The sequence below is a fragment of the Ensifer adhaerens genome, assembly GCF_020035535.1.
Taxonomy (GTDB): Bacteria; Pseudomonadota; Alphaproteobacteria; order Rhizobiales; family Rhizobiaceae; genus Ensifer.
The window spans coordinates 597,173-611,625 of the sequence record NZ_CP083350.1; the positions used below are offsets into that span (position 1 = coordinate 597,173).

Consider the following 14,453-nt stretch of genomic DNA (forward strand, 5'->3'; position numbering starts at 1 on the left):
TTGCTTATCCGCCCTCGATGGCGCCGGTAATCAGCCCCGTAACCTCCTCCGGTGAGGTCTCCACGATCGGTTTATCGGCCACTTTCCGGCCGCGGCGCATGACGATGACGCGGTCGGCGACATCGAAGACGTCGGGCATGCGATGACTGATGAGGACAACCAGAATGCCGCGATCGCGCAATTGCCGGATCAGATGCAGCACTTCGGCAACCTGGCGCACGGAAATTGCCGCGGTCGGCTCGTCCATCAGCACGATTTTCGCCTCAGAGATCATCGTGCGCGCGATCGCCACCGCCTGCCGCTGCCCACCCGACATCTGTCGCACGAGATCGCGGGCCCTGGTCTCGGAGCGGAGTTCCCTGAAGATCTCGCCGGCACGCCGGTACATTGCCTTGTAGTCCAGCACGCGCAAGGGGCCGATGCCGCGCCTCAATTCGCGACCGAGGAAGACATTCGCCGCTGCTGAGAGGTTGTCACAAAGGGCGAGATCCTGGTGCACGATCTCGATGCCGAACTGCCTTGCCTCGACCGGGCGATGCAGGACGATATCGCTGCCGTTGAGGCGCATGCTGCCGTGGCTCGGGCGATAATTTCCTGCAATCATCTTGACCAGCGTCGACTTGCCGGCGCCGTTGTCACCCATCAGGCCGACAACCTGGCCTGCCTCCAACGACAGCGAAATGTCGTTCACTGCCTGTATGGCCCCGAAGTGCTTGGAAATATTGCTGAGTTCTAGCAGCACGACCAGCCTTCCAGACTCCCAAAGGCGCGCCAATTCGCCTTCGCAAAGGCGCGCGCCGCAGCGTGTCCGTCTCCTCATGAATGAGCGCATGCTTATTTACGCAAATCGCCATGAATGCGTCAATGATCTCTCGTCCGACAAACCTGTTTTGTATGACAATTAAATATTGACGAAAGACGCCCTCGGTATATTAGTTAATGCTGGGAGATAAGCATGCTTATCCTTGTCACCGGGGCAACGGGCAAGGTCGGGCGGCACCTCATATCCACGCTGCTTGACCGACCGCGTTTTTCGCAAGCGCGCCTTCGCGCGCTATGCCACAACCGCGTGCTCGATCCGACCCAGCGGCTCAGCATCATCCGCGGCTCCATCGCCGACCGTGCGGTCGCAGAGGTCGCGATTTCCGACGTAAGCCACGTCGTGCATCTTGCGACCTGCAAGGAAACGCCCGACGACGTGATGGATGTGACCGTAAAGGGTCTCTTCTGGCTGCTCGAAGCTTTCAGGGCGAGCCCGACAGCCCGCCAGTTCATCCTGATCGGCGGCGACGCCGCAGTCGGCCATTTCTTTTATCCTCATGACGGACCGATAACCGAGGCGACCCCGCACCGCGCCTATCCGGGCTGCTACGCACTCTCCAAAGTGCTCGAGGAGGTGATCGTCGAGCAATACGCCATCCAATACGGGGTGAACCTCTGCTGCCTGCGAGCGCCGTGGATCATGGAAAAAGACGACTTCAAGTACTCCCTCTCCTTCGGAGACGACGTCTTCGGCGGCCCCGACTGGAAGACCTTTTTTCCGCCCGACGAGGCCAGGCGGCATGCAGAGGCCGGAACGGTACCGTTGCTGCGCGATGTCGACCGAAGGCCGCTCAAGCGCAACTTCATCCACGTCAGCGACCTCGTCTCGGCAATTCTCAGCGCGATCGACAATCCGCGCGCAGCGGGCCAGCGTTTCAACATCGCGATGAACCGCCCGGTCGACTACGGCGAGGTCGCAAGCTATCTCAAATGCACGCGTGGCCTGCCGTCTGTCGATGTTCCAAGCCATTTCCACTCGAACTGGTTGGACAACAGCAAGGCAAGATACCTGCTGGACTGGCAGCCAGAATACGATCTCGAAAAGCTTATCGACCAGGCCTGGCAATACGAGCGTCCACCAAGTGATCCTCGCATCGTCTGGTATCCGGGTTGATTTGTGCCGCGGACAGAGGGTGTCCGCTTGTTTCAACGGGAGGAAAAAATGAGGAAAGCATTGGTGCTTGCAGTCGCGGCGCTCGCGCTGGCCACCGGCACCGCCGGCGCCCAGGAGAAGAAGCAGCTCGTCATTGTCGTCAAGGGCCTCGACAATCCATTCTTCGAGGCAATCAATCAAGGCTGCCAGAAGTGGAACAAGGAAAACACGAGCTCGGAATATGAGTGCTTCTATACCGGCCCCGCGTCGACCTCCGACGAAGCCGGCGAGGCGCAGATCGTCCAGGACATGCTCGGCAAGCCCAGCACGGCTGCGATCGCTATTTCGCCATCCAACGCCAAGCTGATTGCCCAGACGCTGAAGACCGCCAACCCCACGGTCCCGGTCATGACGCTTGATGCCGACCTCGCCAAGGAGGACGCGGGCCTGCGCAAGACCTATCTAGGCACGGACAACTACATGATGGGATCGCGGATCGCCGAGTACATCAAAAAGGCCAAGCCGAAAGGCGGCAAGATCTGCACGATCGAGGGTAACCCTGGTGCCGACAACATTCTCAGGCGCGCCCAGGGCATGCGCGACGTGCTTACCGGAAAAGAGGGACTGACCGAACTCAAGGGTGAAGGCGGCTGGACGGAGGTCGCGGGTTGCCCAGTCTTTACCAATGACGACGGCGCCAAGGGCGTGCAGGCGATGACGGACATCCTCGCGGCCAATCCCGACCTCGACGCCTTCGGGATCATGGGCGGATGGCCGCTTTTCGGTGCTCCACAACCCTATCGCGACCTGTTCAAACCGATGGCAGACAAGATCGCGAAGAATGAATTCGTCATAGGCGCGGCCGACACAATCGGCGACGAAGTGGCAATCGCCAAAGAAGGTCTCGTAACTGCGCTTGTCGGCCAGCGCCCGTTCGAAATGGGCTATAAGGCGCCATCGGTCATGATGGACCTGATCGCCGGCAAACCGGTGGAGGATCCGGTCTTCACCGGCCTCGACGAATGCACGAAGGACACGGCGGACACCTGCATCCAGAAATAGGCCTGCACCGGGGCGCCCCTTTCGGGCGCCCCGGCCGCCTTCTGCTGCAACGGGAGGCAGCGCACGCTTTTTGCCGGCTGTCCGCGTCCGCCTGCAACGACCTCGCTTGGCAGTTTCCCCTGGCGAACTATCATCGATGGAAGACCATTCACCAATGTTGCAGGACCTGGAGGGCACAATGACCAAGCGGATCATCTTCACCGGAGGCAGCGGCAAGGCCGGCCGCCATGTCGTGCAGTACCTTCTCGAGCAAGGTCATCAAGTGCTCAATCTCGACACCAAGCCACTCGACAACCCGAAGGTGCGCACCCTGATCACTGACATCACGGACAGCGGTCAGGTGTTCAACGCGCTCTCAAGTTACACGGGCCTGCACGAATTCGACCCGTCGCTCGCACCGCAACCAATCGATGCGGTGGTCCACTTCGCCGCGATCCCGCGCATCCTGATCGCGCCCGACAACGAACTCTTTCGCGTCAATGCCATGGGCACCTACAACGTCGTCGAGGCGGCGGTGAAACTAGGCATCCGCAAGATCGTCATCGCATCGAGCGAGACGACCTATGGCCTCGTCTTCGCCAATGAGCCACGAATGCCGCGCTATTTTCCGCTCGACGAGGACTATGACGTCGACCCGATGGATAGCTACGCACTCTCCAAGGTCGTCAATGAAAAGACCGCACGCGCCTTTGCCCTCAGAAGCGGCGCCGACATCTATGCCTTGCGCATCGGCAACGTCATCGAGCCCAGCGAATATCACCTCTTCCCTGGCTGGTTCGCCGATCCGGGTTTTCGCAAGCGCATCGCCTGGAGCTACATCGACGCGCGAGATCTCGGCCAGATCACGCTGCGTGCCATAGACACGGATGGCCTCGGTTTCCAGGTCTTCAATGCCGCGAATGACGATACGTCTTCGGACATTCCGACGCAGGAACTGATCGACCGCTTCTACCAGGGCGTTTCGGTCAAGGGGCAGCTTGGCGAATACGAGACACTGCTATCCAATCGCAAAGCGCGAGCGATGCTCGGCTTTCGCCCGCAGCACAGCTGGCGGAAATATGTTGACGACAAGTGACGCAACACCCGGATGAGCGGCGCAGATTGCGAGAAAATAGGGAAATGACTGAACAACGATCAGGAAAGGTCTCCGCTGGGCCGGCTACTGCGGAGGCAGTACGCACGATCCGACGCCTCGACGCGCCGCGCATATCGGGGCCCAGCGTCCACATGTCGCTTGCCGATGACATCGGGCTCAGGATCGTGCGTGGCGACTATCCGCCCGGAACGATCCTGCCGAACGAGGCTCAATGGACGGAAATCTTCAACGTCAGCCGAACCGCCGTCAGGGAAGCGATCAAGATACTGATGGCCAAGGGGCTGCTCGCCTCGCGTCCGAAAATCGGCAGCTGGGTAGAACCGAAGGAGCGTTGGAACCTGCTCGACCGCGACGTCCTCAGCTGGTACGCGCTGTCGCCGGACCGGCTCCAATTCCTCAAGACCGTACAGGAATTTCGCCACATCATAGAGCCGGAAGCGACGGCGCTCGCAGCGGCCCGCCGCAGCGACGAACAGATGTCCGAAATCAGCGCGGCATTGAAAGACATGGGACAGGCGACGACGCTGCAGGCCCGTACCCAGGCCGACACCCGCTTTCATCTTGCAATCCTGCGCGCTTCCGGAAACGATCTCTTGGTACCGCTAGGGGCGCTGATCGAATCTGCGCTGAACCATCTCTTCCTGCTGGTAACCCGGGACGACAACAGTTCCGTTCACGCACTTAAGCTCCACGAGAACATAGAGAAGAGCATTCGCCTCCGTCGGCCGAACGCAGCCCGCCATGCCGTGCGGCGACTGTTGGCCAACACCGATGAGCTTATTGCGCATTCAGAGCGCAACGTGTGATCTCATTCATGCGACATGGCGCTTGGTCGCGCCTTTGCTTGTGTAGGAGCAGCACCCAGTCGACGCGATAGCCGCTGGTCACATCGCCGGTCCGGGTGTGTAATAGCTGCCCGATCCGGGAGGATCCCATGAGAAGCGAGTTCGAAAAGCCCCAGCTTGCCGTCAGTCGTCGTGAATTCCTCGCGGTTCTTGCCATTGCATCCGGCGGAACGGGTCTGGTGCCGCGACCAACGGCGTCGGCTGCCGTCGTACCCCATGATGAACCCAATGTGCGGGTAGAAGCGGCCAAGATCGACAATGGTGCCGGCGGATTGGAGAGCTACCTTGCGCTGCCTGCAGCACGGAACCAGGTTCCCAGTCTCATCGTTGCCCATGACGCATTTGGCCTGACGCCACATTTCGAGGGTGTCGCGCGACGACTGGCAGCCGAAGGCTTCGCCGCGCTGGCGCCCGACTTTGCGTCACGCTACGGGGGAACGCCTGCCGAGCCGGGACCTGCGCATGAGGTTGTGGGAATGACGACCTGGGACGAGTGGCTTGGAGATACGCGCGCAGCCTTCGGCTGGCTGACAAACCAGCCTCATAGCAACGGCAAAGTCGCCGCGATCGGATTTGGCCTCGGAGGGAGCGCGCTTGGCCGGATCGTCTTCGAGATGACGGATCTCACCAGCGTCGTCCTTTTCTACGGCCGCGCTCCGCCGCTGGAGAATGTGAGAAGGATAGACACTCGCCTTCTGCTCAACTACGCGGCGGACGATCCTCTCGTGAACCCGCAGGTCGGTGCGTTCAAGAAGGCCCTTACCGAGGCGAACATCGATTATCGGGCATTTTCATACGAGGGCGCCAAGCACGGCTTCGAGGATGACACGGCTCCTGCTGCGTACTCTCCGGATGCCGCTGAGCTCGCCTGGGCGCGAACCATCGAATTCTTGAAACGCACCACCGCCTAGCACGCAGGCAATCACGCAGAGTGCTCCCCCTCGATCGCACGAAGCTTCGTCCGCGCCGCCTCGCGGCCACGGCATCCAACTTTTCACCACCAAGATTGGTCTGCAACCGCAAGCGAGGCAGTCCGTCACCGGACCCATTCGTTCAAGTTCCTCCCCCTTTAGTTCGGCAACATATATATTATAATACACTTATATACAGCGGAGACCGCACATGAAAAACACAGGAATCACAATGAATGCGGAATTCCAGGGAAGCGATGTGAGTGTGCTTTCGAGTGACCCGCTTATGGGGACATTCGAGCTCACATCGTCCACAGGCGGAAGCATTGAAGTCTTGCTGGATCGCTATAGCGCGGAGGCATTGCTCTCGGCGCTTGAGCAATTCCTCGCCCATGGCGACGAGACAGCGCAAGCTCCGTGGTTGCAGTAACCGACGCTGAACGCATCGAGAGGCGGAGGAAGGTTTAACCTCCGATACTCATCGAACGGTGTGATGGCGCCTTGAGTACGCACATGGTCTTTACCCAACGCGGAGCTGCCCACATCAACCGCGGTCGCGTCCGATTACGTCGCCCGACTGACGATCGCCGACAACAATCTCGGCGAACTACACTCGGAGCAAGCCGGTCGCGGTTGTTGGCGAAAGCTGCGATGCAGGCTCGCCTTTGCCGGCGTGTCCCGAAACCAGAATAGAGGCCTCAGCTTCAGACCGTGCACCACGCAGTGACGCCAATAGCTTCCTTGAACGAAACAGCCGACAATGCTTCGCCAGGTGTTGCAAGAAGCGGTCGGGATGTTCCTGTGGCCATACCACTGCGAGGAAGACATCTACCGCTTCGTCATCCGATGCATTGAAGTCGATCGGTTCGCGCAGTGTCACGAGCACTCTGGCCGGAATTGCCAGATCCGAAACAAGCGCATGCGGCAAGGCAAAGCCGCCCCCGAAACCGGTTGAGCCAAGAGCCTCCCGCTCCATCAGCCCGCCAAAAATGACGCTTGAGGCGACCCCTGTGCGTTCGGCAAGATGCGACGCGATAACCTGAAGGACCGATCGCGCGTCCTTCGCCGATATCCCCAGCAGAAAGTCTCTTTCGACGCGGAGCTCATCGTTCATCGAACTCCTCCCCTATTCGTCTGGTAGGTGAAGCTGCCACTCACCTTCAGATCTTTGCCTTTGTCTGCTGACTGCGACGGAATGCCCTCCTTGCCTGTGCCTGCGAAGCTATCACGATCTGACGTTGCGCCTTCACCGTTGAATTTCAAGCCGAAGTTCCCGCATTGCGATCAACTCGCGCTCACTTCTTCGTTTCGGACAACGCTGGGGGATGGCGACACTATGGCCCGTGGGGTAGCTTGCACTGGCAACGGACGTGCTTTTCCTCGCGGCAAATTCGGCGGAGAAACGCCGGACGAGTGCACGCGTTCGTCAACCAGGGAGCGTGCGCGCTGGCGTTCGCTTAGGACCCTTGGTCCGTAGTTTCGGCAGATGAGGCTGTTGGATTGTTCTTCGCTTCCATGGCCGCTTCGATCTGCCTGATCACCTTGACGGCCTCGTGGAGGATCGCCCGCATTTCGTCATCGTAGAGATGCACCGGGATACCTCCGGCCCGAATGACATCCATGGTCTCGGCAGACTCTGTCAGCCGATCAGGCTGCCCGAGCATTTCCCAGCCCTCCTGGATCGTGACATAGGCCCGGGCAAGGAGACGGAGCTTTTCTCCCTCCGACAAAATGTGAATATCGCGCGCGGCGCGGGTCAGTTCGGCAATGACGTCTGAAGTACTTCTCATAGGACACCTGGCTACGCAGATACCGTGGTGCAACACGCTCACTCATCCAGATTGAGCTAATGTATGAACCGAAGAAAACAAGCCCCGGACTGACCGAATTGACACAGTCCTCAAGCTTGACGTCCGGCAGCGAAACCCAGAAGCTCCCCAAGCGCCGAACGCTTCCCCACCAGATCAGCAAGCGTGTACTTGTCGAAAACCGCCACAAAGGCGGCCGTGGCTTCTGAAAGGACGCTTGGCAAGGCGCAGGCCGGCGCGATGCGGCACCCTTCGCAATCGATCAGATCTGCCAACTCTTCGGTGTGCCGCAGCAGAGCGCCGAGATTGATCTCGCTCGCGGGCCTTGCGAGGCGGATGCCGCCGTTGCGCCCGCGCACGGACTCCAGAAACTCAGCGTTTGCAAGGTCTTGAACAACCTTCATCATATGGTTTTGCGAGACCGAGAACGTATCCGATATCTCCCGGATCGAGCTAAGCCCCGAGGGCCGAGATCCCAAATAGATCATCAATCGCATTGCGTAGTCGGTATATTTGGTGAGCCTCATTGGGGTCTGCGTCAAAAAGTCCGATCCATAAACATGCATTTGATTAGCATCTTTGTCCTCGAATAAATAGATGCATCTTGAATGCATATTTAAGGGCAGGCTGCGATGAGCTCGCAAACGATGGCGGAAGCAGACATCAGGACGATCGAGAAACGCTTTTGCGGCGAAGTCCAGGCCGACCCGGCTGCCCCTTCACCTTCTTTCTCAGCCGATTATCGAAGCCAACGCTGCCACCAAAGTCATCGCCCAACCGGAGGTTCACCACCACCTCCAGATCGTAGGCCCGGTGAAATGCCGGCTGGACGTCTGCGATCACCAACCTACCCCCCGACGCATCATCTCGAAAGGAAAGATCATGCCGAAACCGCTCTCACCCGAGACTGTTCAAATCGTAAAGGCAAGCATTCCGGCGCTCGCAGCGCACGGAGCCGACATCACGAAGAGCATGTATGCCCGCCTCTTCCGCGACGACCATATCCGCGAGTTGTTCAACCACGCCAATCAGGGCGATGGCGGCTCACAGGTCAACGCACTTGCCGCCGCGATTGTGGCCTATGCGCAAAACATCGATAACCTTGACGCGCTCGGCCCCGTGGTCGAGCGGATCGCGCAAAAGCACATTGGCTATCATATCCTTCCGGAGCATTATCCCTTTGTCGCCACTGCCCTTCTCGCCGCCATCGAGGATGTGCTCGGAAGCGCCGCGACACCTGAACTGCTGAATGCGTGGGGCGAGGCCTACTGGTTCCTCGCGGACGTTCTCAAGGAGCGTGAAGCAGAAATACGCGGCGAACTTCTGGAGCGTTCGGGCGGCTGGAACGGTTGGAGAGATTTCGTTATCGAGACGAAGGTTCGCGAAAGTGACGTCGTCACATCGTTCGTCTTGAGGCCCAAGGATGGCGGTCCCGTTGCGCGCCACAAGCCCGGTCAATACCTGACGCTTCGCTTCCAGCTGGAGAATGGCCAGGAGATCAAGCGCAACTACTCGATCTCAAGCGGTCCCAATGATCGTTTCTACCGCATCTCGGTCAAGCGGGAAGCACAAGGGCAAGGTGGCTCGCGACACCTCCACGACCAGGCGGCCGTTGGAACGGTCTTGAGCGTAACCCCGCCGGCGGGCGACTTCTTCCTGCCCGAAGCGCCGGAGGCACCGGTCGTGTTGCTGTCGGGCGGTGTCGGTCTTACGCCGATGGTCAGCATCCTGGAGACGATCGCCAAGGAGCATCCGAACCTCGAAGCGCATTTCGTCCACGGCGCGCTGAACAGCGGGACCCATGCCATGGACCGGCATGTTCGCAAGCTCGCCAACGCACACGGCAAGATCAGGATCAGCAGCTTCTACAGTGCACCTTCAAGCGAGGATACCGTCGGGCTGTCTCATGACTTCGATGGCTTCATCACCGCCGAGTGGCTTCGCAAGAATACACCGATTGAGAATGCCGAATTCTATCTCTGTGGACCGAAGCCGTTCCTGCGCGCCCTCGTTCCGGCACTTGCCAGGGAAGGCGTTTCAAGCGAGCGCGTTCACTTCGAGTTCTTCGGGCCGTCCGACGAACTCATCGCCGCCTGAGGAAGCGCGACACCAAAACGTTCCCCGAAGCCTCGCGGCATTCTACCCCACACGATCGGCGCTTCATTGCCGAACGTGTGGGGCGGCACTCAGATTTCTCGATGAACGAAGCAAGCTGTTGAACACCCTGCGTGGGGACCGCTCCCGGCGAACGCCGGCGGCCCGTTGGGCGACAGGTGCAGGCATGAGTGCCGGAACGATTGAGAAACGGAACAACTCGCTTCATATTGCTCCCGTGCCGGCCTTGCCCGGCTTCCACCGAGAGGAAGCGACATGCATGAACTTGCAATTCTTGTCTCCATCTTGGGCGTCTTCCTTCTTGGAGCCATGAGCCCTGGCCCTAGCTTCATTGTGGTGTCGCGGATTGCGATCGCCCGGTCTCGCGCCGACGGAATAATGGCAGCCTTGGGTATGGGCGTCGGCGGCTTTGTCTTCGCCTGCATTGCGGTGGCCGGCCTGACAGCGATCCTCCTTCAGGTCGAATGGCTCAACACCCTGCTCAGGCTCGCCGGCGGCGCATATCTTGTCTGGATCGGCTTCAGCATCTGGCGTGCAGCGCCCGAGACGATATCGATTGCCGATGCTCCGGCTGACCAACCGAGCGCGCTGTGGAAGTCCCTGCTGCGGGGCCTGTTCGTCCAGGTCTCCAATCCAAAAACGGCGATCTTCTACGCGTCAATGTTCGCCGCTCTGCTGCCGTCTCCGACGCCCACCTGGATGCTCCTCGCGCTTCCACCGCTGCTCTTCATCAACGAGTTCGTGTGGTATGCAATTGTGGCCGTCGGGTTTTCCTCGCGCGCACCGCGAGCTGTCTATCTGCGCTCCAAGACCTGGATTGACCGAGCCGCCGGCGCAGTCGTTTGCGCACTGGGTATCAAGCTGATGACCGACAGCGTACGAACAATCGGCTGATGCCCTGAGCGAGGCGCAACATCGCCTTGCCACCCGAGAAACAGCGCTGTCTGCGCTACAACTATTGCGTCAAAACTCGCGGACCGAGTTGCAAGTGGGCGCATGCATTGGCATTGTCCACCCCGAACGAGGAGAGGACAATGGCAAAAGTCGTTGGAATCGGTGGGGTGTTCTTCAGGGCGGCAGACCCAGCTGGACTCGCCGCATGGTACGAGAACCATCTTGGGATTGACGATCTTCACAAAGCCGTTTGGCAGCAGGAGGCAGGCGCAACGATCTTTGGGCCGTTCTCTGAGAGCACCGACTATTTCGGCCGATCGGAACAGCAATGGATGATCAATTTCCGCGTCGATGATCTCGATGGGCTCATGGCTAAGCTCCGGGCAAACGGCATTGCGGTGGAAACCCGTGCCGAATGGGATTCGGAAGTCGGCCGGTTTGCGCGCATTCACGATCCTGAAGGCAATCCGGTTGAACTCTGGGAACCAACGAACGCGTGAATGACGGCGAAGGGCTCGGACAGCAGAGTGAACCGCTCATAACCCTTCCTATGGTTTACCCCTGGACCTTGGAAGGCCGCGCCCTACGTCACCGGTTTGGCGCGCCTGAGATTGCATCAGGCCTCAGCCCCCGCGCATCACCTACCGCAAGGATTTGCGGTTCCGATCAGCGCTTCAGCCCTCAATCCAATTCAAATTCGCCACGCTAGCGGGAGGAACGTCCATGACCATTGCCCAATGCGCCTGCGGTGCACTCAGACTAAAGCTCAGCGAACCACCCCGATTGACTGCGCTGTGTCACTGTTTCGCTTGCCAGCGAAGAACTGGCGCCCCGTTCAGTGCAAATGCGTTCTACGCACCTGAATGCGTCGAGATCTCCGGAGCGTCTACAGAGTTCATGCGCACCGCAGACAGCGGTCGCAAGGTTCGAATGCATTTTTGCCCAACGTGCGGATCGACCGTCTATTGGAAGGCCGAAGCCGCACCGTCCTGGATCGGGCTGGCGGTTGGCTCAATTGCGGATCCGACCTTCGCGCCGCCTGTCATATCGGTGTTCGAGCAGTCGAAGCATGCTTGGGTGCGGCTTGGCGAAACGATCGAACATTTCCAAGGCCTTCCAACCGGCCAAGGTGAACATGAATAGCGGGGCGGGCGGCAGCCGCATCTTCCAGAGAGAAGTTCGGGCCGGCAACATTCGATTTTACGCGACGGCCTGAGCGCCCGTTATTTCGACAAGCGAGCCACAGATGAATGCAGCCTCGTCCGATGCGAGGAAGGCGACGAGTGCGGCAACCTCTTCCGGCTTTCCGATCCTGCCAAAGGGAACGAGCCTGTCGAGGTCGGCAATGGTGCGCCCCGATCGTTTCACGCCGGCTTCCAGCATGGGCGTGTGAATTTCTCCCGGGCACACGGCATTCACCCGGATCTTGTTCGGCGCATAATCTCGGGCAAGGTTCTGCGTGAACGCCGCGACCGCCGCCTTGGTAGTGTTGTAAGCAATGTGGTTCGGCGCCGGATAGAGGCCCCATTGCGAGGCGGTGTTGACGATTGTACCGCCGCCGGCCTCGATCATGTGCGGCAGCGTGGCCCGGCAAAGGTGGAACATCGAATCGAGATTGACCGCGAAACTCAGGCTCCAGTCGTCGTCGGTCAACGACAGGAGATTGCCGCGGCGATTGATGCCGGCGTTGTTGACCAGCACGTCGATGCGCTTTCTCAGCGCAAACGCTTCTTCGATCAGCCCGAAACAGGGCTCCTTCCGCGAGATGTCTGCAGCAATCGCGACCGCGGAACCACCGGCGGAGACGATCTCTGCGGCGACAGCGTCCGCTGCTTCAGCAGCAACATCCGAGACGACGACCAATGCACCCTCGTCCGCCAGCCGCCGCGCTATCGCGGAACCGATGCCGCCTCCACCGCCGGTCACGATCGCCACCTTGTCCTCGAACCTCTTCATCGTCTCTCTCCCCTCTTATCGAGTGTAACCAGTTATCGAATGTAGCTGCCGCCATTGACGTCGAGCGTTGCGCCGTTCAGCGACCGCTGCGAAGACCGGAGCGCGAAGGCGACGAGTTCCGCGATCTCCGAGGGCTGGGCCATTTCGCCGATCGGAATGTCGGCGACGGCCGCCTGCTTGCCGAACTTCGCGACGAAGTCCTCAGCCATGTCCGTCTGAACCCAGCCGGGTGCGATCGCCAGGGCAACGACACCATCGGCGCCGAAGCTGCGGGCAATCGATTTGGTGAGATTGACCAGCGCCGCCTTCGTCGCGCCATAGGGCATGGCGTCGGCCGCATAGCCGCGCTGCCCCGCCCGGCTCGCCATGTTGATGATGCGCCCGCCGCCCTGAGCCCTGAAGTGCTTCAGAGCCGCCTTGCAGAGATCGGCTGCAGCAAAGAAGTTCACCTGGAATTCCCTCTGCCAAGCCTCTCGCCAGGCACCCGGTTCGGCATCAATCGAAATCTCAGTGCGGATGCCGGCATTGTTGACGAGCGCATGGATGCGTCCGGCGCGAGCTTCGGCGTCCCGCCAGAGGTTGAAGGCGCCGTCATCGGCGGAGAGGTCTGCCTGTACGATCATCCCCTCGCCCGGAATACTGGCCAGCAGTGCCTCCGCGGCCGCCCGGTCGCGGCCATAATGGATTATCGGACGGGCGCCCTCCTCCGCCAGGCGCCGCACGATCGCAGCACCAATGCCGCCGGAAGCGCCGGTGACGAGGACGGTCTGGCCCGAAAGGGTTGTTGTTGTCATGACGCCTCCTCCTTCAACTCAAAGCATCGACCTGCGGACCCCAACTGTCAGAAAGCGCAAAACCGCTCCTGAACGGGTCCTCGTCGGAAATGCGGAGCTGCTCACGGCCATAGATCCAGGCCCGTCCGGTTATGCGCGGCAGCACCGCGGGGCGTCCGCCGACCTCGGTGAAGCCAATCGCCTCCGCGGTGAACTCGCCACCGATGATCGAGCGTGACGTTCGCCGATCGCCAGCCGCGAGTTTTCCTCGGGTATGAAGCGTGGCGAGATTTGCCGAGCTGCCGGTTCCGCAGGGCGATCGGTCGACACGGCCGGGTTTCAGCGTCGTACAGGTACGCACGGCTCCATCAGGCGCTTCGCCACGAAACATGACATAGGCGATCTCGTCGATGCCGGTCAGCACCGGGTGCTTCACCGCTACCTGTTCGGACAACAAGGACTTCAATTCGATGCCGGCGTCGGCCAGATAGCGGGCGTTGACCGGGGCAATCTCGCTACCCACCTGATCGACGTCGACGATCGCGTAATAAACGCCACCGAAGGCGATATCGACCTTGATGCGGCCCCAGCGCCGCGTCTCGATTTCCCGATCGAGCAACTCGGCAAAACTCGGCACATTGTCGAGGCTGACGGATAGACACCGGCCTTCGCGGCAGGTGGCGCGCGCAACGATCAGCCCCGCCGGCGTGTCCAGCCGCACGATCGTTTCCGGCTCCCGCATCTCGACGCGACCGCTTTCGAGGAGCGCCGTCACGACGCAAATGCAATTGCTGCCGGACATCGGATGGGCACGATCGGCCTGCAGCACGATAAAGCCGGCATCCGCGTCGGGTCGCGTTGGCGCGAGGAGCAGGTTCACAGACATCGCCACACTGGCGCGCGGCTCGAAGGTGACGAAGCGGCGCAGGCTGTCGTCGACCATGTTGATGTGGTTCATCTTGTCGAGCATGGTCGCACCGGGAATTTCCGGCGCGCCACCGACGATCACCTTGCCGATCTCGCCCTGGCAGTGGACCTGAAGCAGATCGAGCGAGCGATCCCAACTGATGGAAAGCGT

Annotated in this window: 17 protein-coding genes; 10 read left to right on the forward strand and 7 right to left on the reverse strand. The window is 60.3% G+C overall.

The window, feature by feature from the left end:
- Nucleotides 1–4: 4 nt before the first annotated feature.
- Entirely contained in the window at nt 5–820 is an 816-nt protein-coding gene (locus LAC81_RS23115; RefSeq protein ID WP_223729513.1) for an ATP-binding cassette domain-containing protein, read from the reverse strand.
- 135 nt (nt 821–955) lie between these two features.
- Here LAC81_RS23115 and LAC81_RS23120 point away from each other — a divergent pair, with 135 nt between their 5' ends.
- The 6 genes from LAC81_RS23120 (at nt 956) to LAC81_RS23145 (ending at nt 6,259) form a co-directional block, all read left to right on the forward strand.
- Nucleotides 956–1,936 (forward strand): NAD-dependent epimerase/dehydratase family protein, encoded by a 981-nt coding sequence (locus LAC81_RS23120; RefSeq protein ID WP_223729514.1) that lies wholly within the window; start codon nt 956–958, stop codon nt 1,934–1,936.
- Nucleotides 1,937–1,984: 48 nt separating this feature from the next.
- Entirely contained in the window at nt 1,985–2,977 is a 993-nt protein-coding gene (locus tag LAC81_RS23125; RefSeq protein ID WP_113537057.1) for a sugar-binding protein, read from the forward strand.
- Nucleotides 2,978–3,155: 178 nt separating this feature from the next.
- Nucleotides 3,156–4,052, forward strand: coding sequence for an NAD-dependent epimerase/dehydratase family protein (locus LAC81_RS23130; RefSeq protein ID WP_223729515.1), 897 nt, complete (start codon nt 3,156–3,158; stop codon nt 4,050–4,052).
- A gap of 44 nt (nt 4,053–4,096) precedes the next feature.
- Nucleotides 4,097–4,879, forward strand: a complete 783-nt coding sequence (locus LAC81_RS23135) for a FadR/GntR family transcriptional regulator (RefSeq protein ID WP_223729516.1) — start codon at nt 4,097–4,099, stop codon at nt 4,877–4,879.
- A gap of 128 nt (nt 4,880–5,007) precedes the next feature.
- The gene (locus LAC81_RS23140; protein ID WP_223729517.1) at nt 5,008–5,829 is read left to right on the forward strand and encodes a dienelactone hydrolase family protein; all 822 of its coding nucleotides are present in this window, start codon (nt 5,008–5,010) and stop codon (nt 5,827–5,829) included.
- Between the two features lie 211 nt (nt 5,830–6,040).
- Nucleotides 6,041–6,259, forward strand: a complete 219-nt coding sequence (locus LAC81_RS23145; protein WP_223729518.1) for a hypothetical protein — start codon at nt 6,041–6,043, stop codon at nt 6,257–6,259.
- A gap of 177 nt (nt 6,260–6,436) precedes the next feature.
- On the opposite strand, the gene LAC81_RS23150 is transcribed toward LAC81_RS23145, so the two are convergent.
- The 3 genes from LAC81_RS23150 to LAC81_RS23160 form a co-directional block, all read right to left on the reverse strand.
- Nucleotides 6,437–6,943, reverse strand: coding sequence for a PTS sugar transporter subunit IIA (locus LAC81_RS23150; RefSeq protein ID WP_223729519.1), 507 nt, complete (start codon nt 6,941–6,943; stop codon nt 6,437–6,439).
- 343 nt (nt 6,944–7,286) lie between these two features.
- A complete protein-coding gene (locus LAC81_RS23155) occupies nt 7,287–7,619 on the reverse strand; it encodes a hypothetical protein (protein ID WP_113537051.1) in 333 nt (110 codons plus the stop codon).
- Nucleotides 7,620–7,729: 110 nt separating this feature from the next.
- Nucleotides 7,730–8,164 (reverse strand): Rrf2 family transcriptional regulator, encoded by a 435-nt coding sequence (locus LAC81_RS23160; protein ID WP_223729520.1) that lies wholly within the window; start codon nt 8,162–8,164, stop codon nt 7,730–7,732.
- 355 nt (nt 8,165–8,519) lie between these two features.
- Here LAC81_RS23160 and hmpA point away from each other — a divergent pair, with 355 nt between their 5' ends.
- From hmpA to LAC81_RS23180, 4 genes are all read left to right on the forward strand, one after another.
- A complete protein-coding gene (gene hmpA / locus LAC81_RS23165) occupies nt 8,520–9,734 on the forward strand; it encodes an NO-inducible flavohemoprotein (RefSeq protein WP_223729521.1) in 1,215 nt (404 codons plus the stop codon).
- A gap of 273 nt (nt 9,735–10,007) precedes the next feature.
- Nucleotides 10,008–10,646, forward strand: coding sequence for a LysE family translocator (locus LAC81_RS23170; RefSeq protein WP_223729522.1), 639 nt, complete (start codon nt 10,008–10,010; stop codon nt 10,644–10,646).
- A 140-nt stretch (nt 10,647–10,786) separates the two neighbouring features.
- Nucleotides 10,787–11,146 carry a VOC family protein gene (locus LAC81_RS23175; protein WP_223729523.1) on the forward strand — a complete coding sequence of 120 codons (360 nt, stop codon included), beginning with the start codon at nt 10,787–10,789 and terminating at the stop codon, nt 11,144–11,146.
- A 223-nt stretch (nt 11,147–11,369) separates the two neighbouring features.
- Nucleotides 11,370–11,789, forward strand: a complete 420-nt coding sequence (locus tag LAC81_RS23180) for a GFA family protein (protein ID WP_223729524.1) — start codon at nt 11,370–11,372, stop codon at nt 11,787–11,789.
- Nucleotides 11,790–11,846: 57 nt separating this feature from the next.
- Here the strand turns inward: LAC81_RS23180 and LAC81_RS23185 are convergent, their stop codons facing one another.
- The 3 genes from LAC81_RS23185 to LAC81_RS23195 are packed head-to-tail and all read right to left on the reverse strand — an operon-like array spanning nt 11,847 to nt 14,444.
- Nucleotides 11,847–12,602 carry an SDR family NAD(P)-dependent oxidoreductase gene (locus tag LAC81_RS23185; protein ID WP_223729525.1) on the reverse strand — a complete coding sequence of 252 codons (756 nt, stop codon included), beginning with the start codon at nt 12,600–12,602 and terminating at the stop codon, nt 11,847–11,849.
- 32 nt (nt 12,603–12,634) lie between these two features.
- The gene (locus LAC81_RS23190; protein WP_223729526.1) at nt 12,635–13,396 is read right to left on the reverse strand and encodes an SDR family NAD(P)-dependent oxidoreductase; all 762 of its coding nucleotides are present in this window, start codon (nt 13,394–13,396) and stop codon (nt 12,635–12,637) included.
- A 13-nt stretch (nt 13,397–13,409) separates the two neighbouring features.
- Nucleotides 13,410–14,444, reverse strand: coding sequence for a proline racemase family protein (locus LAC81_RS23195; protein ID WP_223730439.1), 1,035 nt, complete (start codon nt 14,442–14,444; stop codon nt 13,410–13,412).
- Between the last annotated feature and the right edge of the window lie 9 nt (nt 14,445–14,453).

What these genes read in the sequence shown, in the direction of transcription:
- LAC81_RS23155 (WP_113537051.1), bottom strand. Translation starts at nt 7,619, where the DNA reads ATGAGAAGTACTTCAGACGTCATTGCCGAACTGACCCGCGCCGCGCGC.
- hmpA (WP_223729521.1), top strand. Translation starts at nt 8,520, where the DNA reads ATGCCGAAACCGCTCTCACCCGAGACTGTTCAAATCGTAAAGGCAAGC.
- LAC81_RS23145 (WP_223729518.1), top strand. Translation starts at nt 6,041, where the DNA reads ATGAAAAACACAGGAATCACAATGAATGCGGAATTCCAGGGAAGCGAT.
- LAC81_RS23180 (WP_223729524.1), top strand. Translation starts at nt 11,370, where the DNA reads ATGACCATTGCCCAATGCGCCTGCGGTGCACTCAGACTAAAGCTCAGC.
- LAC81_RS23170 (WP_223729522.1), top strand. Translation starts at nt 10,008, where the DNA reads ATGCATGAACTTGCAATTCTTGTCTCCATCTTGGGCGTCTTCCTTCTT.
- LAC81_RS23120 (WP_223729514.1), top strand. Translation starts at nt 956, where the DNA reads ATGCTTATCCTTGTCACCGGGGCAACGGGCAAGGTCGGGCGGCACCTC.
- LAC81_RS23160 (WP_223729520.1), bottom strand. Translation starts at nt 8,164, where the DNA reads ATGAGGCTCACCAAATATACCGACTACGCAATGCGATTGATGATCTAT.
- LAC81_RS23175 (WP_223729523.1), top strand. Translation starts at nt 10,787, where the DNA reads ATGGCAAAAGTCGTTGGAATCGGTGGGGTGTTCTTCAGGGCGGCAGAC.
- LAC81_RS23190 (WP_223729526.1), bottom strand. Translation starts at nt 13,396, where the DNA reads ATGACAACAACAACCCTTTCGGGCCAGACCGTCCTCGTCACCGGCGCT.
- LAC81_RS23150 (WP_223729519.1), bottom strand. Translation starts at nt 6,943, where the DNA reads ATGAACGATGAGCTCCGCGTCGAAAGAGACTTTCTGCTGGGGATATCG.
- LAC81_RS23135 (WP_223729516.1), top strand. Translation starts at nt 4,097, where the DNA reads ATGACTGAACAACGATCAGGAAAGGTCTCCGCTGGGCCGGCTACTGCG.
- LAC81_RS23125 (WP_113537057.1), top strand. Translation starts at nt 1,985, where the DNA reads ATGAGGAAAGCATTGGTGCTTGCAGTCGCGGCGCTCGCGCTGGCCACC.
- LAC81_RS23115 (WP_223729513.1), bottom strand. Translation starts at nt 820, where the DNA reads ATGAGGAGACGGACACGCTGCGGCGCGCGCCTTTGCGAAGGCGAATTG.
- LAC81_RS23140 (WP_223729517.1), top strand. Translation starts at nt 5,008, where the DNA reads ATGAGAAGCGAGTTCGAAAAGCCCCAGCTTGCCGTCAGTCGTCGTGAA.
- LAC81_RS23130 (WP_223729515.1), top strand. Translation starts at nt 3,156, where the DNA reads ATGACCAAGCGGATCATCTTCACCGGAGGCAGCGGCAAGGCCGGCCGC.
- LAC81_RS23185 (WP_223729525.1), bottom strand. Translation starts at nt 12,602, where the DNA reads ATGAAGAGGTTCGAGGACAAGGTGGCGATCGTGACCGGCGGTGGAGGC.